Below are 26853 nucleotides of genomic sequence, written 5' to 3' on the forward strand. Positions count from 1 at the left end.
GGACTTGCTGCGCGTCGGGGAGCAAATGCCATGGCAAGCCATTATGAATGGCTTGCAGCAACAGCTAAGCATACAAAGACTAAATTAACTGCTCATCCCACTCAATTTTCATAAAAAAAATAAATAAAAAAGGCGGCAGGTGAAATTCACCCTGCCGCCCTAATCCTTGATTACTTTTTTCTAGCTTCTAGATGGCTTCTCAAAGTCTTCTATATTGCTAGAGATTTCAAGGCTATTCACTTCGAAAGGCATAACTAAACTTAAAGTCGTCTTGCCTCAATCACGCTATCGACTTGGGTCAGTTTAGATAACACCCGCGATAAACCATCGAGGTTATAAAGCTCCAGTTCCAACTCAATCGCGGCGGTCTGGTTTTTAGTATCCGATGACGAGCTCATGGCTAATACATTGGATTTTTCGGCAGCCAACACTGAGGTTAAGTCACGCAATAAACCGCTGCGATCGTGGGCTAATACCCGCAGACGCATGCGATAACCGCCGGAGTAATTTTCGCCCCAGACCACATCGACACCGCGCTCTGGGTGAACCCGCATTAACTCTTTAACTTGTTCACAATCAGCGCGATGTACAGAAATGCCACGGCCCTTAGTGATAAAACCTAAGATCTCATCACCGGGAACTGGCTGACAACAACGGGCAATATGGTTAAGCAAGTTACCCACACCGTTGACTTCAACCTGACCACGGCCACTGGATGTCGGTTTGTGTTGGCCTTTCTTAACTAATTCTTCGACCGCATCTTCTTCTGACACTTCGTCGAGTCGCAGACGGCTTTGAATATGGTTAACCACTTGATGCAGACGCACATCACCGCCGCCAATGGCCGCCAGTAAGTCATCCATGCTCGCCATATTAAAGCGCTCGACTGCAATGGCCGCGTCTTTAATTTTAAGGCTCACCCGCGCCAATTCGGATTCAAGCATTTCTTTGCCAGCGACAATATTCTTGTCTCTGTCCTGCTGCTTAAACCAATGCTGGATTTTCGAACGCGCACGCGAGGTGCGGATATAACCTAAGTTAGGGTTAAGCCAGTCGCGCTTAGGATTAGGCTGTTTCGAGGTGATGATCTCGATACGCTCGCCCGTTTCAACCTGATAGGTAAACGGTACAATACGGCCATCGACCTTAGCACCAATACATTTATGCCCTACTTGGGAGTGAATGTAATAGGCAAAGTCGAGCACGGTTGAGCCCAGTGGCAAGTCGACGACTTCACCGCTTGGGGTGAACACATAAACTCTATCTTCAAACACTTGGCTGCGCACTTCTTCAACCAAGTTGCCACTTTCGACCACGTCTTCCTGCCATTGCAGAATTTTACGCAGCCAGTTAATTTTTTCTTCGTAGCCGCTTTGCTTACCGGAATGATTGCCTTCTTTGTATTTCCAGTGCGCGGCCACACCCAGCTCTGCATCTTCATGCATGTCTTGGGTACGAATTTGAATTTCAACGGTTTTGCCCTCAGGCCCCACCACCACGGTATGAATCGATTGATATCCGTTAGGCTTAGGGTTAGCGACATAGTCGTCAAATTCCCGTGGAATATGGTGCCAAAGCGTATGCACCACACCTAATGCACCATAACAATCCTGCAAACGCTCAGTCACGATACGCACGGCGCGCACGTCAAACAACTCATCAAATTTAAGGTGCTTGCCCTTCATCTTGCGCCAAATACTGTAGATATGTTTCGGCCGGCCGTAGACCTTAGCGCGAATTTGATCTTCATCTAATCTTTGTTGCAACTGGCTGACAAACTTATCGATAAAGACTTCACGATCCAGTCGTTTGCCATCTAATTGCTTAGCAATGTCTTTATAGGTATCAGGATGCAGATAGCGAAAAGAAATATCTTCCAGCTCCCACTTTAATTGACCAATACCCAAACGGTTAGCCAGCGGCGCGTAAATATCGGCAATTTCACGGGCCAGCAGCACGCGAGTTTCTTCGTCGGAATTTTTCACCGCCCGTAGCAAACACACACGCTCAGCAAGCTTGATCACCACGGCGCGCACATCTTCAACCATAGCCAATAACATGCGGCGGATATTGTCGATTTGCGGCTCGGTTGAACGACTATTAGGATTGATTTTCAAGGCGCCGATGGCGTTCATGGTCACGACACTCGCGACTAAACGCGCCAGCGGTTCACCAAATTTTTCTTGGATGGCTTCTTCGGTCAGTAACCCTGCATCGAGCACCACAAACAAAATTGCCGCCTGCAGGGTTTCAATATCCATGTTTAGCGGTGCGAGGATTTCAATCATCTCTCGAGCACGTTCGAGCAGTTCTCTCTTCGCCGCAGGACTCTTGGCGGGTAAGGCGTCAATCTGCCCTATCAAAGAGAGCAGCATCTGCGCTTCATCGGCATGACCAACATAGCGAGCTACCCAATCTTCTAAGTGAAAATCGGGATCATTAAAGTGCGCTTCGCGAACAGAGACCATCTAATTTATTTCCTTATCCGTGCTCAGAGAGAAAGTGGGCACCACTTCAGCTCTCCTATCTTCAGCATTGGCGCGAACTTGTCAAACCCAACCGACGTAATAATCACATTTTTTACGTTATTCAAACGCTTTGCTTACTTTGCCAGCGCAAATTACTTGGTTAATTCAAACAGTGCCATGGCTTCGATATGGTGTGTTTGTGGGAACATGTCGATAAGTCCCAATTGCTGTAATCGGTAACCGCGCTCTAACAGTACAGCGCTATCGCGAGCCAAGCTCGCAGGATTACAAGAAACATACACGACTTTGCGCGGCTTCATTTTCTTCAGCCATTGCAAGCTTTCAAATGCCCCCGCACGAGCGGGATCGAGCAGTAATTTATCAATCTTGCCCATCCAAGGCTCAAGGGATAAATCCGCACTTAAATCGCCGTGGTAAAAGGTCAGTTTATCCAGATTGTTAGCTTTCGCGTTCACCCGTGCCTGAGTCACCATTTCGGCAACCCCTTCGACGCCAATCACATCCGCGCCCATTTTCGCTAAGGGCAAACTGAAATTACCCATGCCGCAGAACAAATCCAAAATGCGCTCATCTGGCGCTGGCGCTAACCAATCCATCGCTTGAGCGACCATGGCCTTGTTAATCTGTCCGTTCACTTGCACAAAGTTACCTGGGGTGAAACTTAAGCTCACCGCATCCGACTGCGCATTTTCATCTAACAGTTGATAAACAGGTAACACTAACTCGGCGCCGACGCCTTGGAATTGGCCTTCGTTATCCTGCAGACAAATATGGATCTGATGCAGCTCAGCAAAGACTGACAACTTAGCGAGATCTTTATCGTTTAGCGCCTTAGTGATACGCAGCACGGCAAAGTGACCATTATCGGCGGCAATCAACTCAAGATGACCTAAGCTGGCTTTAGCCGACAATTGGTTCAGCAACTTAGCAAAGGGGACAATCAAATCCGATAACGGCTTAGCTAACACCTGACACTGGCTGATAGGCACCACATTGCTGCTACTGGCGGCGCGAAAGCCTAAACTTAAGTGCTTGGTATTTTTATCAAATAAAGTTGCAAGACGGGCACGGCGACGATAATGCCAACCTTCCCCCGTGAGTGCGGGCGATAAAGCACCGCCTTCAGTGCCAGCAAACTTAGCCATAATATCCAGCAACGCGGCTTCTTTATGCTCACGCTGACCCGATAATGACATATGCTGTAAGTCGCAGCCGCCGCAGGTGTGGTAGTGTGGACACTCGGGCTCGACGCGCTCAGGACTTGATGAATCGACTTTAATCAACTTGGCACGGGCATAATTTTTCTTTTGCTCGGTGAGCTGTACCGTCACGGTTTCATCGGGCAAAGCGCCAGGGATAAACACGACTTTACCTTGATGTTGTGCTATACCAGCACCTAAGTGATCGAGCTGTTCTACGCTCAGCGATAACTTAGCCGACAACTGTTTGAAACTATTTGGTTTTGCTTTAAAAAATTGCGCCATTTCGGCCTCTAAATCAATAAAATACTGGCAAAGACCGCCCTCTTTCTGGCAGTCTTATAAAATTATCTTAGTCTCTGTCACAGGAAACACCGCCGCTGCTATGAACCCTGTCAACAACATGACCAAATACAGCCTACGTTCTTGGGTTCTTGTGCTGGCGCTCGCGCCAACAATCTTGGTCGGTATCCTTCTGGGCAGCTACTTTACCATAAACCGTTTTTATGAGCTCGAAGATACGCTCGTCGAACAGGGCAGCAATATTATAGAGCCCCTGTCGATTGCCAGTGAAATCGGCTTAGTGGCGAATGATCGCGAGGCGACCAAACGCTTACTCGCGGCGGCACAGCTCAACAAATCCACCTTAGTAAAATCCATCGCGATTTTCGATGCCAATAATCAACTCTTTGTGACCTCCCACTATCACAAAGACTTTGAGATTATGCGCTACAAAGAAGCCCTCAACACGCTGCATAAAACCGAAATTGAACATGTGGACGACAGCCTTATTTTACGGACGCCCATTTTTGCCACAGGCCCCATTGCTGCTCCCGCTAATTACGATATCCAGACAGACGATGGTCATCTTTTAGGTTATATCTCGATAATAATCAATAAAGAACGCGCCTTGTTAGAGCAACATAGAGCCGCAGTCGCCGCCTTTATTATCGTGTTGATCGGCGTGCAGTTAAACCTGCTATTTACTTTCCGGCTGGTGAAAAACGTCACTCAGCCCATTACTGAAATGGTGCGCGTCGTCGCAAAAATCCGTGAAGGTAAATTGGACGCCCGCTTAGATGGCAACTTGATTGGTGAGCTGGACTTACTCAAACGCGGCATCAATGCCATGGCAGGTTCGTTGTCGGAATATCATGATGAGATGCAGCAAAATATCGACCAAGCCACGTCGGATCTGCGGGAAACCTTAGAGCAGATTGAAATCCAAAACGTCGAGCTGGATTTAGCTAAAAAACGCGCCCTAGAAGCCAGCCGAATTAAATCTGAATTCTTAGCGAATATGTCCCACGAGTTACGTACGCCACTCAATGGTGTTATCGGTTTTGCTCGGCAATTAGTCAAAACACCATTGCATTCGAGCCAAGTCGATTACATCAAGACCATAGAACGCAGCGCCACTAACCTGCTGGGTATCATCAACGACATTCTCGACTTTTCTAAACTCGAAGCCGGTAAAATGGTGTTAGAAAACATGCCCTTCGGCCTTAGGGAAACCATAAGCGATACGATTACCTTGATCTCCGGCAGCGCCCAGGCCAAAGGCCTAGAACTCGTCGTCGATATCGCCCCCAACGTGCCCGACAATGTCAATGGCGATGCTATGCGCGTATGCCAAATCATCAATAACTTGGTTGGTAACGCGATTAAATTCACTGACTCTGGCAGCGTGATGGTCAAAATCGAACTGCAGAGCCAATCGGATGAACAAGTGGTACTGCGCTGTGATGTGGTCGACACAGGTATCGGCATCGATGAAAGCCAGCAGGACTTTTTATTCCAAGCCTTTGGCCAAGCAGACTCGTCGATTTCGCGTCGCTTTGGTGGCACCGGCTTAGGTTTAGTGATCACTAAGCGTTTAGTGAATCAAATGGGCGGCCAAATCGGCTTTACTTCATCCCCAGAAAAAGGCTCAAACTTCTGGTTCAGTTTGCCGCTCGGCTTAGGTCAATTCCAAATCGGTGACTCACTGCCGCTCGAAAAACTCAAAGACAAAACTATACTGTTTTACGAACCGCGAGTGCTGACTCATGCTGTCTTGAGCCGCCAATTGAATCAATGGGATACAAAAGTCACCCATCATCAGCATATCCCAAGCTTGTTGACTACGCTCACCACGGCTGAAGCGCCATACGACTATGTTCTCTTGAGTTGCCATGGGTTTAGCGATTCAGCACAACTGGTAAGTACACTAAACTTAGCGAAGACCAAAACAGATTGCCTTATAGTGCTATACGATTGCCAAGAACAGGATGCCTTAACCCAATTTATTCGCCCGAATGCCGATGTGGTGTTGTCTCTGCCAGTCAGTGAGCATCAGCTTGCGCGCAACTTACTCTATCCACCGATGGAGTACGACATCATAGCCCCTGCGACAATATCCACACCGGTAGCTCGCCAATCCTTAACCGTGCTCGCGGTAGATGATAACTTTGCCAACTTAAAACTGATTGATACTTTACTCAGCGAATTAGTGACGACTGTGGTTGCCGTCAACAGTGGTGATGAGGCAGTTAAACAGGCGAAGACTCGCACCTTCGACTTGATCTTTATGGATATTCAAATGCCTGGAACAGATGGCATTAGCGCCACGAAGCAAATTCGCCAAGGCTCGATGAACCGCAACACGCCGATAATTGCCGTGACAGCCCATGCCATTGCCGAAGAACGCGAACTGATTTTAGGCAGTGGTATGGACGGATATTTGCCTAAACCTATTGATGAAGCGGCGCTCAAAGATATTATTCATCGCTGGATCACTCGACCTAAGTTCACCCATTTTGACCTGCATACGCTGAACTGGGATTTATGCTTAACCCAAGCCAATCACAAGGCCGATCTCGCCTTAGATATGCTCAGAATGTTACTCGACTCATTGCCGCAAACCGTGGCGACGATTCAAACGGCGCTAAGTCAAAACGATCACCCAGTCATGCTCAGTACTATCCATAAGCTGCATGGTGCGAGCTGCTACTGCGGCGTGCCAACAACCCAAAGATTATGCCAAGAAATTGAATCGGCACTAAAACGTGAAACATCGGTTGAAGATCTCGAACCCGAAATACTAGAGTTACTTGATGAGTTAACTAAGGTAGAATCTGCGGCAAATCAAGTGATATCACAGCTATCAGCGGAAATAACAGATGACCAAAAAAACGGGCTTCTTTAAACGTCTCAAGGCGTTAACACTGCCACAAAAACAACTCTTTGCCACTGCACTTTGCCAACGTATGTTGCCCAACTATCAACTGTTTTCCGAAGTCTGTGAGTTTGGCGATCCTACTGTGTTGAGTACCGCATTAGAACTATTGTGGCAATCCCAGTACGACTCCAAGCTCAAATTCAATGTCGATGTGCATCTGCAACGCTTGGAAGATAACACCCCAGATCCTGCTGATTTTGAAGCCTATGGCGTCTATCCTGCCATGGATGCTGTGGTCGCCATATCGACCTTACTGGGTGCGATTCAAGGCAAAATTGAAGAAGACATAGTCAATATCAGCAAATTATCATCCAGCACAGTGGCTAACTACATCGAAGCGATCAGCGATGTCGATTTGGTGGATGAAGCATTAGATGATTTCGTTTTCGCCCATGAAGTCATGGAAGAAGAGAAAGAATTACAAAATTCTCTGCTGGAAATTATTGAAGAAAATCCGAAGATCACCGCAGAACTGGTCAAAGGTTTACGCAAAGACATTATCGAAGCTGGCGTATCAAATATCGGTATCAGCGTCGCTTAATTGATGGGGGTGCTTGGGGTTACTCAAGCACCTATTATCCATGCAGAATAAGGAAGGGATCATCGTTTTACACCCTCACCAACGAATCCCGTCAAAGATATCCAGTTGCTATAAATAGCATCAATAAAGATTGAGTTATTCCAATGAGAAAGATTGTTTATCAAGGATTTATCTTAACCAATAGCGAAGGACGAACCGACAGTTGGAAACTAATCATCAAAGATCAACAGCGTATCGGTTCTTTATTTGAACTGCGGCGTTTAGTGGGATACTTCTTAGAACTCGGCATACTGCCCGCGACACGCTCCAGCCTGCAAGACGCAAAACAAACGCAAAACACCATGAGCAAAAACACTGTAAAACCTAAAAGACATTAAAAATCAGTTCCCCCTCGTTAAATCAACGCATAGAGAATAACTCTGGCGCCTTTGACTGCATAAACTCAATAAAGACTCTTACCTTTAACGGCTGCTGGCTGCGCTGATGATATAAAATCGAAATCCGCCTCTGCTCGCCAATCCATTCTGGTAATAATACTTTAAGTTTCCCTTCTTTAATCTGCTGTTTTACAAATAGTTCGGGACCATACAAGATCCCGCCATGGCCTAAGGTCGCCTGAATCGCACCGTGTAAATCCGTGAGGGTCAACTTAGTTGGGCCATTAAAATAGAAAGACTCACCGCTCGGATGCTTTAAATGCCAATTAAACAGCGGCCAGACTTTTATCAGTTGATGGGCTTCGAGATCATCGGGATGCTCAAGTTTAGGTGCCTGAGCCAAGTATTCTGGCGTGGCAAACAGGCAATAATCCAGCTCGCCTAAGGTACTCGACACCCAAGAAGAATCAGGCTGAGCTCCGCCAACAATCGCCACATCTATGCCTTTGTCGATCAAATCCACTAACTCATTGCTCTGGGAAATGTGTAAACGGATATCGGGATACAGGCGGCCAAATTCATTCAATGCTTGAATAAACACGATGGAAATAATCGAAATCGGCGCGGCGATGCGCAAGGTGCCCTCGGGTTTATCGCTGCCCGCACCACTCAGTTCATCAAATTGGGCAACCACACTCTGGTAGCGTTGAAAGAGCGCCAGTCCTTCCTCCGTCAGTCGCAACTTGCGGGTGCTGCGCATAAAGAGCTGTTTATCGAGCTTGTCTTCCAACTTCGCTAACTTGCGGCTCACTGTGGCAATGGGCATATCAAGCTCCTTCGCCGCCTGTGAAAAACTGCCCGCATTGACTAAATGCACAAAAAGATAGACAAGTTGTAGTTCAGCGCCTAAATCATCACTCATTGCATATCCTAATTTCACATATTGGGTATTGACGTTAAAACGCTAAATTCACTAAGTGATTGTGTTTTAAACATTGAATTATTCACTTATACGACCATAGCGCAATAGCCTTAGATTGAAATGGTATGTTATTTTGTGGCGAGTTTTACTGCGCTGGCGCTAAATCTGGCTCTAAAGTGACATAAAAAGAATCAAATGCTGTAACTCTGCCCACCAAAAATCATAGCGACAGTAAAATGACGAGGGTGGGCGAGTTTATTCAAATTTAATCGTAAGGATGAGTGAGGGAAATGACCATTTTAACCCCTCTGTTTGCCGTCTTCGGGATCATGTTGCTCGGTACACTAGTGCAAAAACTAAAACTCTTGCCCGTCGATACGGATCAAGTGCTAAACCAATATGTCTACTATATTGCGTTCCCTGCAATCATGCTTATCGCCCTCGCCCAGCAGCCGATTGACGAGATTTTGCAATGGGGATTTATGGCGGGCTACAGCACAGCTATGGTAATCACTTATCTTGTCTGCCTTGGGCTATCGCTGATCGCTAACCCTAAACAGCATGCGGTTGCCGCTATTCGAGCCCTCAATGCCACCTTTGGTAATACAGCATTTATTGGTATTCCACTGCTTATCATCTTATTCCCGCAGCAGCAAAGTGCCTTAGTTGCCGCCGCGATTGCCAGCTTATTATCCGTGCTGATGTTTGCCGTCGCCTTAGTCTCGATGGAACTGGCCACTAACACCCAAAGACAACACCACGCCTTAATCATAATGGCGATGGCGGTCGGTAAAAACCCTATCGTTATTGGTAGCTTAATTGGTGTCGGCATTTCGGCGCTAGAGATAAAACTGCCGTCAGGGCTGGCGCTAATGATCCAGCAAATAGGCAATACATCAAGCCCCTGCGCCCTATTTGCTATCGGCATGGTACTCGCCAAAGCGATGCGCTACCAGAAAGATAGCAGCGTATTTAGCCCCAAGAATTTTATCGAACTGAGCCTTATCAACCTCTTCAAGCTGGCTATCCAACCGGCACTCGTCTACTTTATGCTTAACCGTTTTGGAGTCAGTGGCGACTACCTGATCATGGGCGTGATCTTGAGCGCACTGCCCACCGCGGCTAGCGTGTACTTACTCGCCCAGCGTTATAACACTCAGGCTTCAACCAGTGCTCAGGGCATTCTATTTGGCACCTTAGTCACTTTCTTCAGTTTACCTATCTTAGAAAGCTTAGTAAGAACCCATGCATAATCAGTTAATTAAAAATATTTACTGTCGATAATGCTGATTATTTACCCAAGCCACTTTACTGTATATAAAATCAGTATATACTGTTTATCAATACAGTGGTTTGGTATGTTTTTCGACAGGAATTCACTATGCTTTGCCAACTCAGCATTAATAACTTCGCTATCGTCCGTTTTTTAGAACTGGATTTTCGCCCCGGTATGACCAGCATAACAGGTGAAACCGGTGCGGGTAAATCGATTGCCATCGATGCGCTAGGCCTATGCCTAGGCAATCGCGCCGATGCCAGCAGTGTTCGTCCCGGAGCCAATAAAACCGAGGTCAGCGCCCGCTTTTCCTTGGATGATATTCCACTGGCAAAACGTTGGTTAGAAGATAACGATCTTGAACTCGATGATGAGTGCATTCTACGTCGGACTATTGGTAGCGATGGCCGTTCACGCGCCTACATCAATGGTAATCCAGTGCCGCTGACGCAGCTAAAATTACTGGGTCAGTTACTTATCGGTATTCACGGTCAACATGCGCACCATGCAATGTTAAAAAGTGAACATCAACTCACCCTGCTCGACAGTTATGCCAACCACAGATTACTTATCGATACGGTTGCCGCCAGTTTTCAACGCTGCAAGCAAATTGAGGCTGACCTAAAACAACTCGAAGCCTCACAGCATGAACGTATTGCCCGTAAGCAATTAGTGCAATATCAAGTAGAAGAACTTGATGAGTTTGATCTTAAAGTCGATGAGTTCGATGAAATTGAGCAAGAGCACAAACGTCTTGCCAATGGCACTGAGTTGATTGATACCTGTCAGGCGAGCTTAGATATACTCACTGAAGGCGAAGAGAACAATATAGAATCGCTGCTTAATCGAGTCGTTTACCTCGCCGAAGATCTGCAAAGCTACGATCCTGCATTAAGCAATGTCAGCACTATGTTGAATGATGCCTTAATCCAAGTACAAGAAAGTGCAGGCGAATTACAGCACTATTTGAGTAAGCTTGAACTCGATCCGACCCATTTCGCCTATTTAGAAGAACGGCTATCAAAAGCCATGCAACTAGCGCGTAAGCATCATGTTAGCCCGAATAAACTGGCCGAGCATCATTTGGCATTAAAGGCAGAGCTGAGCACCTTAGACAGTGACGAAAGCAAGCTCGAAGAAATTCAACTACAGGTCGATGCCAGTAGAGCCGCTTACCTTAGCAATGCGCAAAAGCTCAGCCAAAGCCGTGCCCGCTATGCTAAAGAACTCGACAAACTGGTGACTCAGTCAATCCACGAACTGAATATGCCTAAGGGTAAATTTACGATCGAAGTCAATTTCCACCCCGAGCAAATGTCAGCCAATGGCAGTGACAATATCGAATTTATGGTAACCACTAACCCTGGCCAACCTTTACAACCGATTTCGAAAGTCGCGTCTGGCGGTGAGCTCTCACGGATAGGGCTAGGGATCCAAGTGATTACCGCGAAGAAAGTTGCCACACCGACATTAATTTTCGATGAGGTGGATGTCGGGATTTCCGGCCCCACCGCCGCAGTGGTTGGCCGCATGTTACGCAGCTTAGGGGAATCGACCCAAGTACTGTGCGTGACTCACTTGCCGCAAGTTGCGGGCAATGGTCATCAACACATGTTCGTCGATAAATTTAATAAGGCAGGCAGTACTGAGACCACAATGAAATCGCTCGATCGTGAGCAGCGTATCCAAGAGCTTGCAAGACTGTTAGGTGGCGATACTATCACCAGCAATACCCTCGCGAACGCAAGGGAACTGCTGCAATAGTAGCATGGATCAGATAACGAATAAGGTCGCTAAACGCTTGAATCTACACACTCTATATCACAAGCTAAGGGGCTATATCAAAAACTAAGGGTTAGTTGTTGGTCATGCTAACTAACATGTCAGGTTAACTATCATGTTAGGCTAGCGATAATGTTAGCTAACACACCAGACTAGCCCTTGCAGACAAATAAACGAAAACACGCCCGCTAAGACATCGTCAATCATAATGCCAAAGCCACCATGAACTTTGGCATCGAGCCATCGAATAGGCCAAGGTTTGATGATGTCGAAAAAGCGAAATAGACCAAAGCCGACTAACAACCAACCCCAACCTGCTGGTGCCGCTATCATAGTGATCAGTAGCCCAACCACTTCATCCCACACAATCGCACCGTGATCGTGTACCCCCATATCTTGAGCGGCTTTACCGCAGATATAAAATCCCGCAAATGCGCTCAATAAGGTTAAGCCGATATACCAAGTGAGCGGTAATGGCGCCATCAATAAATAGAGGGGAATGGCTGCTAAGGTACCGAAAGTACCAGGTGCTTTAGCGGCGAGTCCGCTACCAAAACCGAGTGCCAAAAAGTGGACAGGATTTCTTAATGACAGGTGCGTTAGCACCTGATCCTTTGACAACCATTTCATTAACATGCTCTTCGCTTAAAAGTGCTCGAAACCGTGATACGGCGGTGTAAACGGCTCACCATTGAGTTGCAACTTGAGCTTACTGCCTGCACAAATTTGTCCAACGCGAACAAACTTTGCTCCTGCATGGCTTAATGCCGTCTCAAGCGCGCCTTTTTGCGCCTCAGGAACAGTGAACAGCAATTCGTAATCTTCGCCGCCCGTCAGTGCATAACCTAAGGCATGCTCCTCGCTGACGGTATCTTGCATCGCACGCGAAAGCGGGATGCAATTAACATCTACAACCGCACCAACTGCCGAAGCCTTAAGGACATGACCGATATCCGAGATAAACCCGTCGGAAAGGTCGATAGCACTGGAGGCTAGCGAACGCAAAGCTTGGCCCGCTAAGACTCTTGGTGTTGGACGATAATGGCGATTAATCAGGAATTCTTTGTGCTCAGCTCTGGCCTGTTGCGCGCCGCGAATGATATCCAGACCTAAGGCCGAATCTCCGAGCGTGCCCGTGACATAAATCCAATCACCAGCTTTAGCACCATGACGCGTGAGTGCCTTACCCTGTGGGACTTGGCCGTGCACTGTGATATTAATCGCCCGTGGGCCACGAGTCGTATCGCCGCCAATTAAGGCGATGCCATAGTAATCGGCCGCTTCAAATAAACCTTCGCTAAAACCACTGAGCCAAGTTTCATCGACTTCGGGTAGCGTCAAGGCAAGCGTCATCCACGCGGGCTCAGCGCCCATGGCAGCCAGATCAGATAAATTTACCGCTAAGGCTTTGTAACCTAAGGCAGCAGGAGGCATATCGGGGAAGAAATGGACATTTTCGACTAAGGTGTCGCAGGAGATAGCAATCGACTTGTTTTCTGCGGGTTGCACTAAAGCGCAATCGTCACCGATGCCAAGCTTCACATCACGGCGAGTGGGGCCGCGGTTGCTAAAATAACATTCAATTAATTGGAATTCTTTCACTGTACAGTTTGGCACGACTTACATCGGCCACCTTTGTTAGCAATGAAAAACGGTATCCTAAGATACCGTTTGTCTTTATTACTTGCGTGCAACCAGTTTGTCGAGCAGTCCGTTCACAAACTTATGACTCTCGTCCGCACCAAAAGCTTTTGCCAACTCAATCGCTTCGTTAATCGCGACCTTGTATGGCACATCTTTACGGAAAGTCAGCTCATAGGTCGCTAAACGAACTATGGCTTTCTCTACTGGAGACACTTCATCAATCGGGCGTTCCAGATGCGGGATGATCAACTCATCCAATTGGGTTTTCTTCGTTGCAACGCCTGAAAATAGCTCACGAAAATAAGCTACATCAACACCGTCGAGACTTTGTTCAGTTAAAAACTCATGCTCGACATCGGCAATATTATTCCCGCTTAGTTGCCATGAATAGATGGCTTGAACGGCTAAACGGCGGGCCTTGCGGCGCTCAGAAGGCTTCATTATTTTTCCTACTATAACAACTGTTGTTCAAGTTCTTGCAGAACATTGACCATTTCAAGCAGGCTTAGAGCAGCTTCGCCGCCTTTGTTACCCGCTTTGGTACCTGAACGTTCAATCGCTTGTTCAATGGTATCAGTGGTCAAAACACCGAAAGCAACAGGCAGATCAAATTCTAAAGCAACTTGAGCTAGACCTTTATTACATTCGCCTGCAACAAAATCAAAATGAGGAGTACCACCACGGATCACCGCACCTAATGCGATAATACCGTCGAATTTACCACTGGCAGCTACGCGACGCGCAGCTAGTGGCAACTCAACCGCACCTGGTACACGGACAACAGTGATATTGTCGTCGCTGACTTGGCCAAAACGTTTCAGCGTGTCAAGTGCACCTTCAAGCAAGCTCTCAACTAAAAAGCTGTTGAAACGCGAAATTACAATCGCAACTTTGGCATTTTTCGCTTCGATATTACCTTGAACTACGTTCATTATCTTACCTAATTTAGCTAAAGCACCCAGCTCGGGGCGAAAAGTGGCGACATGATATCACAGCCAATTGCCCAGAGCCCTATGCAAATTATCAGAAATTGTTAATTTTACTTCAGTGTAACTTTGGGTTTCAGTCCGCCACATACTCAGTCACTTCAAGGCCAAAGCCTGAAAGTGAGTGGTAGCGTTTAGGCGAGCTGAGCAGGCGCATCTTAGTCACACCAAGGCTGGCGAGAATTTGCGAGCCAACACCCACACGGCGCGACGTCCCTTGCCATTTTGCAGAAGCAGGCGCTTGGCCTTGATCTTCGGCTTCAAAGGCTTTCACCTTAGAGAGGATTTCACAGGGATGTTCTTGATTCCCGAGTAAAACCAATACACCACCTTCTGCAGAAATACGCTCCATCGCCTTTTCGAGTGGCCAACTGCGTTGCTGATCGCGCTCTGAGTGGAGTAAATCGTTGAAGGTATTTTGCAAATGCACGCGCACCAAACAATCTTCTTTCACCTCACCTTTGACTAAGGCAAAGTGCAGTTGATTGTCGATAGTGTCTCTGAAGGTCACCATGTCGAACTCACCAAAACGGGTCGGTAATTTGCATTTAGCTTCACGCACAACCGTGGTTTCTTTGGTATTGCGATACTCGATTAAAGCCGCGATAGTGCCGATTTTGATGCCATGCAACTCGGAGAAAATCTCCAAATCTGGGCGACGTGCCATAGTGCCGTCTTCGTTCAAAATCTCAACGATAACGCCCGATGGCTCAAGTCCCGCAAGACGGGCTAAATCACAGCCAGCTTCAGTGTGGCCTGCGCGGGTTAATACGCCGCCGTCCTGTGCCATTAGCGGGAAGATGTGCCCTGGTTGCACTAAATCAGACGCTTTAGCCTCTTTAGCCACAGCCGCTTTCACCGTTACAGCGCGATCGTGGGCCGAAATACCGGTAGTCACACCCTCCGCCGCTTCAATAGAAACCGTAAAGTTAGTCGAGAACTGGGCGTTATTATTCGTCACCATTAAAGGCAGGTTTAACTGCTGGCAACGGGCTTTAGTCATGGTCTGGCAAATGAGCCCACGGCCATATTTCGCCATAAAGTTAATCGCTTCTGGCGTGACCATTTCGGCCGCCATGATCAAATCACCTTCGTTTTCTCTGTCTTCGTCATCCATCAAAATAACCATTTTGCCTTGACGAATATCTTCGATGATCTCTTCTATACTGTGCAGCGCCATTGTAGGACCTTATGATTTTGCTGTTATTATGAAATTCTATACCTAAATAACCTAAGCTGCCGATAAGCTTAAGTTAAATAATCTGCTCCTGTGCACTAACGCACAAAGCCGGCACGGGCTAACATTTCCATGGTGACGCCACCGCTCTTGCTGTCTTTGCCATCATAATTCATCAAGCGTTCAAGATAACGGGCGATTAAATCCACTTCGATATTCACCTTATCGCCCGCTTGCAGGTCGATTAACGTGGTTTCACCTGCGGTATGCGGCACTATGGTCAAGCGGAATCGACTGCCGTCCACTTCGTTAACCGTCAAACTCACGCCATCAATGGTGATGGAACCTTTATGGGCAATGTAACGCCCAAGCTCTACGGGTGCGGCTAACCAAAATTCAATGGCTTGACCACGCACTAAGCGTTGCTCAACCGTTGCAATACCGTCAACATGGCCGCTAACCATATGGCCGCCTAGGCGTGTGGTTGGGGTAACGGCCTTTTCAAGATTCACCTTAGTGCCCACTTTATAGTTGGCAAACCCGGTTAGACTCACTGTTTCGGCTGAAACATCAGCCACATAACCGTCTGCTAATTGCTGCACAACCGTTAAGCACACACCGTTGGTAGCAATACTGTCGCCTAAACGCACATCGTTTAAATCCAGTTTGCCGCTCGCCACGGTAAGACGAATATCATCGCCTTTACGCTCCAGTTTGCGCAGGGTGCCAACGGCTTCAATAATCCCAGTAAACATGGTTAACTCACTTAATTAAATAAAGAAGTAATAAGGCATAAGACTCAAGGTTAAACGGTTATCTTGCTCCAATTCGATTTAAATAAAGAGGTATCAAGCTTAACGCTCAAGGTTAAACGGGTATCTGGCCCTAATTTGCGCTCATCGACCAAAGTGAGTGCAGGAATGTGTGCCATGGTTTGATAATCGGGCAATTGCAGCAAATTACGCCCATGCCCACCGAGGATTTTCATCGCTTGGTATAGCACTAACTCATCGGCCAGCCCCTGCGCTAAAAATGCGCCCGCTAAGGTTGCACCCGCTTCCACCAGCACGTGATTACAGCTTTGGCCTAAATAGCTTAATAGTTCAGGCAATGAGACGCGACCTGCAATTGCAGGTAACACGAGGCAACTCACATGGGAGGGCAATTGTGCTTGAAACTCTGTGGGATAAGCCACGGTCGAGACCAAGAGTATGGGCGATACGATAGCCAAGCAGGCGGCCGATAACGGCAAACGGGCGCGACTGTCGAGTATCACTCTTAATGGCTGCAGTAATTGCGCCTCGGTTACACTGTCTTTTAAGCTGCCAAGTTCCTGATAACGCACATTAAGTAAAGGAGCGTCTGCCAGTATGGTTTCGATCCCCGTAACTAGCGCGCAGGAACGTAAGCGTAATCGCTGCACGTCGCGGCGAGATTCTGGACCAGTTATCCATTTAGACACACCGTTAGACAGCGCAGTTTTACCATCGAGACTCGCAGCCAATTTGACTGTAACTCTGGGTAAACCCGATTCCATGCGCTTCATAAAGCCTAAATTCAAGGCATAGGCTTCATCGCGATGTAATCCCACATCCACTTCAATACCGGCATCGCGCAGCATTTGAATGCCACGACCACCTACTTGCGGATTAGGATCTTCAACCGCCACCACCACGCGTTTAACGCCAATATTGATCAGCGCCAAGGCACAGGGTGGCGTGCGGCCATAATGACTGCAGGGCTCTAGGGTGACATAGGCTGTTGCGCCGCGGGCGCGTTCGCCAGCCATACGTAGCGCATGCACTTCGGCGTGGGGTTCACCCGCTTTTTGATGATAACCTTCACCAATGATTTGGTTATCTTTAACGATAACGCAGCCCACACTGGGATTGGGTCTTGTGGTGTAAAAGCCTTTGCGCGCCAATTGAATCGCGCGGCTCATCATTTGGGTATCGAGTACGGACCAACTTATGTTCAAGCTCATGTTCAGCCCTGTTGTTAAAGGTTTCGGCATTCACCAGTCTTACAAACCTGTCTTTTAAATTTGTGCTTTCACGCCAATCGCTCGTACACGTCTGCCTTGTCGGCGACAAAACTCGATGACTACTTTTGCAGTTTGGCGATGGCTTCGCCAAATTCAGACACGTCTTCGAAGGCGCGGTACACAGAAGCGAAACGTATGTAGGCGACTTTATCTAGGCTCATCAATTGCTCCATCATTAAGTTACCCACCATTTCTGACGGCACTTCCCGCTCGCCAGTGGCGCGCAGAGTAGACTTGATTTTGCTGAGTGCTTGCTCGATTTCATCCATAGATACGGGGCGTTTTTCAACGGCGCGTAACATGCCACCTTGGAGTTTTTCTTCATCGAAGGGTTGGCGTGAACCATCGCGCTTAATCACCCTAGGCATGACTAATTCGGCGCCTTCGAAGGTGGTAAATCTTTCATGACATTCGGTGCATTCTCGGCGACGGCGCACTTGGTGGCCTTCTGCCACTAATCGGGAATCGATGACTTTAGTATCTGTCGCGCTACAAAATGGACAATGCATTGAGCCTCCTGCCAGTGAATGGTCGTAAAGCGTTAATGGGTTTACCTGTTAAATCTCAGTCAAACGCAATGGATTTAAGCCTAAGATTTTACCAATAAAAATGGCCGCAAGATGCGGCCATGGGATTTTATCCTATTTATGGGCTGAGGTTAACTACCTGAGCTTAACAACCTAATGTTAACTACTTGATGTTAAGTGCCTGATGCTAAATACCTGATGTGATAAGTATCAAGTCAGTCGGCGGTCAATCTCGGCCATTCATCTACTAAACGTAGATGCATAGGCAAATTAGCCGTAAACAGGGAAACGTGCGCAAAGTGCCAATACTTGGCCTTTAACACGCTCAATCACAGCAGGATTGCTTGCATCATCAAGGATGTCACAAATCCAGCCAGTCAGCTCTTTCGATTCCGCTTCTTTAAAGCCGCGGCGCGTAATGGCTGGCGTACCGATACGCACACCTGAGGTCACAAAGGGTGAACGTGGGTCGTTTGGCACTGAGTTTTTGTTCACAGTAATGTTAGCGCTACCTAAGGCGGCATCGGCTTCTTTACCCGTTAAGTCACGACCAATCAGGTCAACTAGCATTAAGTGGTTGCTGGTTCCGCCAGAGACGATTTTGTAACCGCGCTCAAGGAACACTTCAACCATAGCTTTAGCGTTGTTAACCACTTGCTGTTGGTAAACTTTAAATTCTGGCTCTAGGGCTTCTTTGAACGCCACCGCTTTACCGGCGATAACGTGCATCAATGGACCACCTTGACCACCAGGGAATACCGCAGAGTTCAACTTCTTATACAAGTCTTCATCGTCAGCAGCTGACAGGATCACGCCACCACGAGGACCCGCTAAGGTTTTGTGGGTCGTAGATGTCACAACATGTGCGTGTGGAACTGGGTTTGGATAAACGCCCGCAGCAATAAGACCGGCAACGTGTGCCATATCGACAAATAAATAAGCACCGATTTTGTCTGCGATTTCACGCATTTTTGCCCAATCAACGATACCTGAGTAGGCAGAGAAACCGCCGATCATCATCTTAGGCTTGTGTTCTAAGGCAATACGTTCCATCTCGTCGTAGTCAATTTTGCCAGACTCGTCGATACCATAAGGAATGATGTTGTACAGTTTGCCAGAGAAGTTAACCGGTGAACCGTGGGTCAAGTGACCACCATGAGCTAAGTTCATGCCCAGTACGGTATCGCCAGGCTTTAACAATGCCATGTAAACCGCGCTGTTTGCCTGTGAACCTGAATGAGGTTGTACGTTAGCGTAAGTTGCGCCAAACAGTTGTTTAGCACGTTCAATCGCTAAGGTTTCAACTACGTCCACATACTCACAACCACCGTAGTAACGCTTGCCTGGATAGCCTTCAGCGTACTTATTGGTTAACTGTGAACCTTGCGCTTCCATCACGCGTGGACTGGTGTAGTTTTCAGAAGCAATCAGCTCAATATGCTCTTCTTGACGCAGAGTTTCATTCTGAATTGCGTTAAACAGTTCCGGATCATAATCTGCGATATTCATATCTTTTTTCAGCATTGCTTACTCCAGCTGCCAATTCTTATAGGTAGGGTTGCGCGGTATTCTACTCGGAACGCGGTCACAATCCCAGTATTTGAAACATGAAATTCCTGCAGAGAGTGCTTGAACTTGGCTCATTGTCGAGTTGAGTTCGGCGCGCAATCGAGTAGAATTAGCCGCATCATTAGTCACTTAAGATAGAGAAAAATGGCTCAGTTTGTTTACAGCATGCTGCGGGTGGGTAAAATTGTTCCGCCTAAGAAGCAGATCCTTAAAGATATTTCTTTAAGCTTTTTCCCCGGCGCCAAAATTGGCGTACTCGGCCTCAACGGTTCAGGTAAGTCGACACTACTGCGCATTATGGCGGGTATCGACACCGAAATTGAAGGTGAAGCGCGCCCAATGCCGGGATTGAAAATCGGTTACCTGCCGCAGGAACCTAAACTCGATCCGAATCAAACCGTGCGTGAAGCGATTGAAGAAGCGGTAGCAGAGGCAAAAAATGCCCTGACTCGCCTCGATGCCGTTTACGCAGCCTACGCCGAGCCGGATGCCGATTTCGACGCCCTTGCAAAAGAGCAAGGCGAACTCGAAGCCATTATTCAAGCCCAAGATGCCCATAACTTAGAGTACGTCCTTGAGCGCGCCGCCAACGCACTGCGTCTGCCAGATTGGGATGAAAAAATCGAAGTGTTATCGGGTGGTGAACGTCGCCGCGTAGCGATTTGTCGCTTGCTGCTTGAAAAACCAGAAATGCTGTTACTGGACGAACCCACTAACCACTTGGATGCTGAATCTGTGGCGTGGCTTGAGCACTTCTTGCAGGAATATGCCGGTACTGTGGTCGCGATTACCCATGACAGATACTTCCTCGACAATGCCGCTGGCTGGATTTTAGAACTCGACCGCGGTGAAGGTATTCCGTGGGAAGGTAACTATTCTTCATGGCTTGAGCAGAAAGATGCCCGTCTGAAGCAAGAATCGGCCACCGAAAGCGCCCGTCAAAAAACCATTGCAAAGGAATTGGAATGGGTACGCCAAGGTGCGAAAGGCCGTCAGTCTAAGGGCAAAGCCCGTATGGCGCGCTTTGAAGAGCTGAACACTAACGATTACCAAAAACGTAACGAAACCAACGAGCTGTTTATTCCGCCCGGACCACGTTTAGGCGACAAGGTTATTGAAGTGAATAACCTGACCAAATCTTACGGTGACCGCGTTTTGATCGACAACCTGTCGTTCTCTGTGCCTAAGGGCGCGATCGTCGGCATTATCGGTGCCAACGGCGCGGGTAAATCGACCCTGTTCCGCATGTTATCCGGCGCAGAAAAGCCAGACAGCGGCAGCATTGAGCTGGGTGATACTGTGCAACTGGCCTCGGTTGAGCAGTTCCGCGATTCGATGAATGATAAGAACACCATTTGGGAAGAAATCTCCGGTGGTCAAGACATCATGCGTATCAACAACATGGAAATCCCGAGCCGCGCCTATGTAGGCCGCTTCAACTTCCGTGGTGGCGATCAGCAAAAAATCATCGGCACTCTGTCGGGTGGTGAACGTAACCGCGTGCATTTAGCCAAACTGCTGCAAGCGGGCGGTAACGTATTACTCCTCGACGAACCCACCAACGACTTAGACGTTGAAACCCTGCGCGCACTGGAAGAAGCGATTCTGGAATTCCCAGGTTGCGCTATGGTGATTTCGCATGACCGTTGGTTCCTCGACCGTATCGCGACCCACATTCTGGATTACCGTGACGAGGGTCAAGTGAACTTCTACGAAGGTAACTACACAGAATACTCGGCATGGTTGAAGAACACCTATGGCGCCGATGTGGTTGAGCCACACCGCTTGAAATACAAGCGGATGATTAAGTAAATCTAGAATCTAGACAAGTGTAAATCTGAGGAGTTTAGCTCGAAAGGGTTAAGCTCCTTTTTTATGGCATCCAGTTACGCTATGAGTGCCGTAGACTTTGGTGCTATTTCAAAGGTGCTATTTCAAACTAACACTATTTCAATTCAAGCTGGCAAAGTAGACCACCAGCATGTCCATCATCACCCTAAGTGCAGGCTGCATGTGTTTGCGGGATTGATACACGCCATACACACCGAGGGACTGAGGCTTAAACTCAGTTAATAAAGGCACTAGCTGACCCGAATCTAAATAGGGTTTCGCCGCCCAAACGGGCTGCATGGCAATCCCCTCACCTGCCAGCGTGGCATTGAGCACCACCATTGAATCATTGGCGCTGAAATTCCCATTCACAGGCACATTAAAAGCTTGACCTTGGTTTGACTTAGGATCAGCGTTCAGCGCCTGAGCCTGTTTCGCAACCACATCGGTTTGATAAAACCGCCACATCACATCGCCAAAATAGGAATAGGTTAAACAGTTATGCTGAGTTAAATCCTCGGGATGCAGCACGGCGGCGCGCGCGGCAAGATAACTCGGTGCGGCGCATACCACAGACTCACACTCCCCTAAGCGTCTCGCGATAAGATTGGGATCGAGTTCATTGGTGATGCGAATAGCCAGATCAATCCGCTCGGCGACTAAATCAACGGTTTGGCTGCTCACGTGGAAATTCACGCTCGCCTGCGGATAAATGGCTAAATATTGCTGTACCACGGGCGCTAAAATCTGATGCGCCAAAAACTGGGAGCAACTAATACGTAGTAATCCCCGCGGAATCGCCACAGCGGCATGGCTTACCGCCGGCACTTCATTAGCCAATTCGAGCAGTCGATGGCAATAGTCCAGCACTTGCTCACCCGCGGGCGTTAAGCTGAGGCTACGCGTCGAGCGATGCAACAACCTAGCACCAGACCATTCTTCCATTTCGCTCAAGTAACGGGTCACCATAGAACGCGACATATCTAAGGCATTGGCGGCGCTTACCATGCTGCCGCGCTCAACAATAGTCACAAACACCTTAGCCGCTTCGAGTCTATCCATGATTTATCTCCACTCGCGTTAAATCAATAACGTTTAATCACTCACTTTCAAATCACTCGAAGGTTCACTCACATACTCACGTCACCACATGAATAATAACTAAGAGTACATACGGCTATTCGTCCGATTAATGCAACAAATATGGGCAGATACTCGCATTTATCTATTGATTATTGCAACCTATACTTAACTCACTTTTTGCAGCAGCTACAAATCAATGAATGCTAAATCGAACCTTTTACTCTTTCACCCTGTGACTATAAGTGAGCCCCAAATGAACACATCGACCTATGCAATACGTAACACAGTTAACGCCACATTGAAGGCCTCGTCTAAAATCAGCCTAGCTGCCACCTTGTTGCTGGCAGGGCTTAGCGCGGTCAATGCTGCGCCATTACAAGTGAGCCATTTTAATCCGGGCGAAAACAGCATCTTTGCCGTGTCATCGAGCTTTATCAGCGGCGAACACGAAATAATGCTAGTCGATGCACAATTTCAAAATAACGATGCCCAAAAATTGGTCGACACCATCAAAGCCAGCGGTAAAAAGCTGACTCAGGTGTATATCAGCCATAGCGATCCTGATTTCTATTTCGGCTTAGCCGTGATTAAAAAGAATTTCCCCGATGCACAAATCGTCGCGACTCAAACCACAGTCGATGCGATTAAAGCCTCAATGGAAGGCAAACTCGCCTACTGGGGGCCGATTTTAAAAGATAATGCGCCAAGCGAATTAGTGTTACCTAAAGCGATTCACAGTGACACTTTTACTATCGACGGTGAGCAAGTGATTATCAAAGGTTTTAATGATAAACACCCTAAACACACTTTCCTGTGGGTACCATCGGCAAAAACCATTACAGGTGGCGTAGAAGTATTTGATAACACGCATGTTTGGATGGCTGACACTCAAACTGCCTCTGAGCGTCAGGAATGGTTAACCCATTTAGATGCAATGGAAAAACTGCTGCCGACCACAGTGATCCCAGGGCACTATTTAGGCGAAGCGCGATTTAATACCCACGCCATCGGTTTTACCCGTGAATATGTAAAAGCCTTTGAAATCGCGGCAAAAGCCTCGAAAGATTCAGCCGAATTAATCCAAAAGATGCTGGCGCTATACCCACAAATGCCAGCCGATGCAGGGCTTGAGATCAGCGCCAAAGTTTACATGGGCGAAATGACCTGGCCTATGTAAGCCCAGCCATATCTATCTAGGCGATTAGGTACAGCTAGTTAGGTGTAAAAGATAGTTAAGTGCAAACAGTTAAAGACAGGCACGTATTCGATTGCGTGCCACTTTTTTAGCTTAATGACTTCACCTAAATAACTGTACCAAACTAACGATTTTAATCGATGATTTCAAAGGGCTTAAGTCGCTAATGTAACGACGAACTTAAGCCAAAAGGTTTAATACTATGACTCACCCAACAACTCATTCTGCTAGCACGGCCAACAGCACACCAGCGGCCAAAGTGCGCACTCTGCACGCCATTATCGACCCTTTATGTGGTTGGTGTTATGCCGCAGCGCCATTACTCGATGCTGCAGCCAAAGCTGGCTTTAGCATTAAGCTCCACGGCGGCGGTATGCTCACAGGCCCAAGACGCAAACAAATCGATGCCAACTGGCGCGACTATGTTATGCCCCACGATCTGCGCATTGCCGAGTTAACCGGACAGCCTTTTGGTGAAAACTACTTTGATGGTCTGCTGCGCGATACCACAGTCGTACTCGACTCAGCGCCCCCCATTAAAGCCATGCTCGCAGTCGATGCGATGGGCGGCGATAGTTTGGCCTATCTACACTCAGTACAACTGGCCCATTACCGCGATGGTCACAGCGCCAGTGATGGAGGTAATCTCGCAAGATTAGCCGCTGAACTTGGGCTCGACCCTATGAGCTTTGCGCAGCATTATGCCCAAGGTGAAGACAAGCTGTATGAGCATATCGTTGAGTCCAGAGCATTATTGAATCTGATAGGTGCCCAAGGTTTCCCTTCAATGGCTATAGAGGATGATGACGGCAACATCACCGCCATTAATATCAACCGCTTCTACGGCCAACCCGCCCAGTGGTTAAGCCATCTTGAAGCGCAATTTGAGTCATAATCATGCCAATGCTTAATGGTGTTTCAACAGGCTCATTAGTGAGTGAGCCTGCTCAGTTAAATCTTATCGAAACAGCAAGGCAAACTGATGCGAATCTTGCACTTGTCAAAAGTACTTACGCAGGACACAGCTCTGCCGAAAATGCCAAAAATCTTGAGCATGCACTGGCAAATGACGCACGCTGGACAGAGGCGGTAGGGTTTCCCTATGCGGGCACTTACATAGGTTTTAGCGCGATAGCCGCCAATGTGTTCGCCCGCCTCGAAAAAGAATGGAATAACTATCGTGTCGATATCGAAGACTATGTGGCGCAGGGTGATAAGGTTTTTGCCTTCGGCACTTATTCAGGAACCTATGTCAAAACGGGCAAGTATTTTAGCGCCCGAGTCGCCCATTTATGGAAAATACACAGCGGAAAAATCGTCAGTTTCGAGCAGTTTGTTGATAGTTATACCGTCGTCAATGCCATGTAACTGCCAATACTATGTAAAGACAGTCATGCACAATAGAAATGCAATGATGGAATAACTGAATAATGAGGCGGGCAAGTTTAATTTAGCCCGCCTCACGACTTGCCGATGATAAGCCTTATCCGTATGATTTAGTATTTTCAATAGGTTGAGCACTTGACATTAAGTACTTAAGATTAAGCACTTGCGATTAAGCGCTTGAAATTGAATTCGTCAAGCTGCACGTTCGAAGACTCATCAACTCAAGTGTCTAAAATGACAAAATGAATAACTAAAACAAGAACAAGGATGCGGTCTAATGCAAATCAATTCGATGCCAGTCGGGGCTCACCCAATCACGCTATCTATGACGCGACTTAGCCGAGCCAGCCAATGGATACTCAAGCAACAGAGAAAATTCACGCCCCTGTTATGGCTTGTCACCGCACTCCCCTTTACCTCACTGGCGTTGACCTCATTAGCGGCCAATGCAAGTGAAGCCGAGCCAGAACTAAACATTCAAGAAAGCAGCGTCACCGATGGCCCTTATGTGTTTTTAGATGACACTCAAAAGGACACTGCCTATTGGATTTGCCAAAGCGAGCTAAAACAAACAAGGATTGCGAAGGCGCAGTTAACTCGCCCTACCAATTGCGGTGAATTACCCCAACCGCACCTTCATACACAAGCTGTCACGGTTGAGCCAGATACCTTCACCCAGGTCAGAAAAATTGTCGCCCTTAGCGATGTACACGGCCAGTTTGATGTAATGATTAACTTGCTAAAAGCCCATCAGATTATCAACAAAGATAACCACTGGGCCTTTGGTGACGGCCATATGGTGATGACGGGCGACATGTTTGACCGTGGTCATCAAGTCAATGAAGTATTGTGGTTTTTATATTCCTTAGACCAAGAAGCCCAAGCTGCGGGCGGACGCTTACATCTACTCATGGGCAATCACGAGCAAATGGTGTTTCGCGGCGACTTACGCTACGTCAACGAACGCTACCAAGTCGCGGCCGATTTACTCAAACGCAGCTACGATGCGCTCTACAACAAAGACACCGAAATCGGCCAATGGCTTCGCAGCAAACATACCTTAGTCAAAATCAATAATATCTTGTTTATGCACGGCGGCATCAGCCCTGAATGGGTCGAGCGTAAATTACATATCAGCGATGCTAACCAATTATTTCGTCAGCATTTAGATGATAAAAAAGCCGATTTGAAGCAAGACGATTTACTCAACTTTTTGTTTTTTACCAATGGTCCAACTTGGTATCGTGGCTACTTTAAAGATGAACTGAAAGAGTCGGATATCGATAGCATACTGAGCTATTTCAAGGTCGATCATATCGTCGTAGGGCACACATCGCAGGAACAAGTACTTGGGCTTTATCATAATAAAATCATTGCGATAGATAGCAGTATTAAGAATGGTAAATCCGGTGAGCTGTTACTTATCGACGCCGGCAAACTCCGCCGAGGTTTGTATCAGGGTGAGCAGGTTTCGCTATAACCTGCCTCACTAATATCTTTTGCCCCAATACGTGCATGAGCTAGCGCCTTAATCCACGAATGCGCTGGGGCAATAAGGCATGAATAAGCAAGGGTAAAACGGGCGCCCGCCATGGTACTCAATCGG

The 26853-nt window shown here is 47.6% G+C and carries 23 protein-coding genes; 10 read left to right on the plus strand and 13 right to left on the minus strand.

The window, feature by feature from the left end:
• Nucleotides 1-260: 260 nt before the first annotated feature.
• Together relA and rlmD are read right to left on the minus strand one after the other, a co-directional pair.
• The gene (gene relA, locus ACHA99_RS13585; protein WP_393943275.1) at nt 261-2468 is read right to left on the minus strand and encodes a GTP diphosphokinase; all 2208 of its coding nucleotides are present in this window, start codon (nt 2466-2468) and stop codon (nt 261-263) included.
• Nucleotides 2469-2620: 152 nt separating this feature from the next.
• Nucleotides 2621-3973, minus strand: coding sequence for a 23S rRNA (uracil(1939)-C(5))-methyltransferase RlmD (gene rlmD / locus ACHA99_RS13590; RefSeq protein ID WP_393943277.1), 1353 nt, complete (start codon nt 3971-3973; stop codon nt 2621-2623).
• Between the two features lie 100 nt (nt 3974-4073).
• Here rlmD and barA point away from each other — a divergent pair, with 100 nt between their 5' ends.
• From barA to ACHA99_RS13605, 3 genes are all read left to right on the plus strand, one after another.
• Complete coding sequence (barA, locus tag ACHA99_RS13595) at nt 4074-6875, plus strand: two-component sensor histidine kinase BarA (RefSeq protein ID WP_105251754.1); 2802 nt, start codon at nt 4074-4076, stop codon at nt 6873-6875.
• Complete coding sequence (locus ACHA99_RS13600) at nt 6850-7449, plus strand: YjaG family protein (RefSeq protein ID WP_028761381.1); 600 nt, start codon at nt 6850-6852, stop codon at nt 7447-7449. Before barA ends, ACHA99_RS13600 begins: the two co-directional genes overlap by 26 nt.
• A 143-nt stretch (nt 7450-7592) precedes the next feature.
• The gene (locus ACHA99_RS13605; RefSeq protein WP_393943279.1) at nt 7593-7826 is read left to right on the plus strand and encodes a DUF3319 domain-containing protein; all 234 of its coding nucleotides are present in this window, start codon (nt 7593-7595) and stop codon (nt 7824-7826) included.
• 22 nt (nt 7827-7848) lie between these two features.
• Here ACHA99_RS13605 and ACHA99_RS13610 read toward each other — a convergent pair whose 3' ends face one another.
• Complete coding sequence (locus ACHA99_RS13610) at nt 7849-8748, minus strand: LysR family transcriptional regulator (RefSeq protein WP_071938345.1); 900 nt, start codon at nt 8746-8748, stop codon at nt 7849-7851.
• A gap of 290 nt (nt 8749-9038) precedes the next feature.
• Between ACHA99_RS13610 and ACHA99_RS13615 the strand changes: the two genes are divergently transcribed.
• Nucleotides 9039-10001, plus strand: coding sequence for an AEC family transporter (locus ACHA99_RS13615; RefSeq protein ID WP_212599289.1), 963 nt, complete (start codon nt 9039-9041; stop codon nt 9999-10001).
• A gap of 128 nt (nt 10002-10129) precedes the next feature.
• Nucleotides 10130-11788 (plus strand): DNA repair protein RecN, encoded by a 1659-nt coding sequence (gene recN, locus ACHA99_RS13620; protein WP_393943282.1) that lies wholly within the window; start codon nt 10130-10132, stop codon nt 11786-11788.
• A 153-nt stretch (nt 11789-11941) separates the two neighbouring features.
• Here recN and ACHA99_RS13625 read toward each other — a convergent pair whose 3' ends face one another.
• From ACHA99_RS13625 to glyA, 9 genes are all read right to left on the minus strand, one after another.
• The gene (locus ACHA99_RS13625; protein WP_393943284.1) at nt 11942-12436 is read right to left on the minus strand and encodes a phosphatidylglycerophosphatase A; all 495 of its coding nucleotides are present in this window, start codon (nt 12434-12436) and stop codon (nt 11942-11944) included.
• A gap of 15 nt (nt 12437-12451) precedes the next feature.
• Nucleotides 12452-13408 (minus strand): thiamine-phosphate kinase, encoded by a 957-nt coding sequence (gene thiL / locus ACHA99_RS13630; RefSeq protein ID WP_037392620.1) that lies wholly within the window; start codon nt 13406-13408, stop codon nt 12452-12454.
• Between the two features lie 78 nt (nt 13409-13486).
• Complete coding sequence (gene nusB, locus ACHA99_RS13635; RefSeq protein ID WP_006082638.1) at nt 13487-13891, minus strand: transcription antitermination factor NusB; 405 nt, start codon at nt 13889-13891, stop codon at nt 13487-13489.
• Nucleotides 13892-13902: 11 nt separating this feature from the next.
• Entirely contained in the window at nt 13903-14382 is a 480-nt protein-coding gene (gene ribE, locus ACHA99_RS13640; protein ID WP_006082639.1) for a 6,7-dimethyl-8-ribityllumazine synthase, read from the minus strand.
• 130 nt (nt 14383-14512) lie between these two features.
• Nucleotides 14513-15616 carry a bifunctional 3,4-dihydroxy-2-butanone-4-phosphate synthase/GTP cyclohydrolase II gene (ribBA, locus tag ACHA99_RS13645; RefSeq protein WP_028761388.1) on the minus strand — a complete coding sequence of 368 codons (1104 nt, stop codon included), beginning with the start codon at nt 15614-15616 and terminating at the stop codon, nt 14513-14515.
• Nucleotides 15617-15711: 95 nt separating this feature from the next.
• Nucleotides 15712-16368 (minus strand): riboflavin synthase, encoded by a 657-nt coding sequence (locus tag ACHA99_RS13650; RefSeq protein WP_393943287.1) that lies wholly within the window; start codon nt 16366-16368, stop codon nt 15712-15714.
• 50 nt (nt 16369-16418) lie between these two features.
• Nucleotides 16419-17597: a bifunctional diaminohydroxyphosphoribosylaminopyrimidine deaminase/5-amino-6-(5-phosphoribosylamino)uracil reductase RibD gene (ribD, locus tag ACHA99_RS13655; protein ID WP_393943289.1), complete on the minus strand. Its 1179-nt coding sequence runs from the start codon at nt 17595-17597 to the stop codon at nt 16419-16421.
• Between the two features lie 119 nt (nt 17598-17716).
• A complete protein-coding gene (gene nrdR / locus ACHA99_RS13660) occupies nt 17717-18166 on the minus strand; it encodes a transcriptional regulator NrdR (protein ID WP_006082643.1) in 450 nt (149 codons plus the stop codon).
• Nucleotides 18167-18454: 288 nt separating this feature from the next.
• Nucleotides 18455-19708: a serine hydroxymethyltransferase gene (gene glyA, locus ACHA99_RS13665; RefSeq protein WP_105251747.1), complete on the minus strand. Its 1254-nt coding sequence runs from the start codon at nt 19706-19708 to the stop codon at nt 18455-18457.
• A 189-nt stretch (nt 19709-19897) separates the two neighbouring features.
• On the opposite strand from glyA, the gene ettA reads away from it, so the two are divergent.
• Nucleotides 19898-21565: an energy-dependent translational throttle protein EttA gene (gene ettA / locus ACHA99_RS13670; protein ID WP_259561090.1), complete on the plus strand. Its 1668-nt coding sequence runs from the start codon at nt 19898-19900 to the stop codon at nt 21563-21565.
• Nucleotides 21566-21703: 138 nt separating this feature from the next.
• On the opposite strand, the gene ACHA99_RS13675 is transcribed toward ettA, so the two are convergent.
• Nucleotides 21704-22645: a LysR family transcriptional regulator gene (locus ACHA99_RS13675; protein ID WP_393943293.1), complete on the minus strand. Its 942-nt coding sequence runs from the start codon at nt 22643-22645 to the stop codon at nt 21704-21706.
• 274 nt (nt 22646-22919) lie between these two features.
• Here ACHA99_RS13675 and ACHA99_RS13680 point away from each other — a divergent pair, with 274 nt between their 5' ends.
• From ACHA99_RS13680 to ACHA99_RS13695, 4 genes are all read left to right on the plus strand, one after another.
• Nucleotides 22920-23843, plus strand: a complete 924-nt coding sequence (locus ACHA99_RS13680; protein WP_168822909.1) for an MBL fold metallo-hydrolase — start codon at nt 22920-22922, stop codon at nt 23841-23843.
• A 220-nt stretch (nt 23844-24063) separates the two neighbouring features.
• Nucleotides 24064-24756 (plus strand): DsbA family protein, encoded by a 693-nt coding sequence (locus ACHA99_RS13685; protein WP_393943295.1) that lies wholly within the window; start codon nt 24064-24066, stop codon nt 24754-24756.
• Between the two features lie 2 nt (nt 24757-24758).
• Nucleotides 24759-25229, plus strand: a complete 471-nt coding sequence (locus tag ACHA99_RS13690; RefSeq protein ID WP_393943297.1) for a nuclear transport factor 2 family protein — start codon at nt 24759-24761, stop codon at nt 25227-25229.
• 295 nt (nt 25230-25524) lie between these two features.
• Nucleotides 25525-26727: a metallophosphoesterase gene (locus ACHA99_RS13695; protein ID WP_168822905.1), complete on the plus strand. Its 1203-nt coding sequence runs from the start codon at nt 25525-25527 to the stop codon at nt 26725-26727.
• Nucleotides 26728-26853: the final 126 nt, after the last annotated feature.

The sequence above is a fragment of the Shewanella sp. S23-S33 genome, from assembly GCF_043359565.1.
Classification (GTDB): Bacteria; Pseudomonadota; Gammaproteobacteria; order Enterobacterales; family Shewanellaceae; genus Shewanella; species Shewanella oncorhynchi.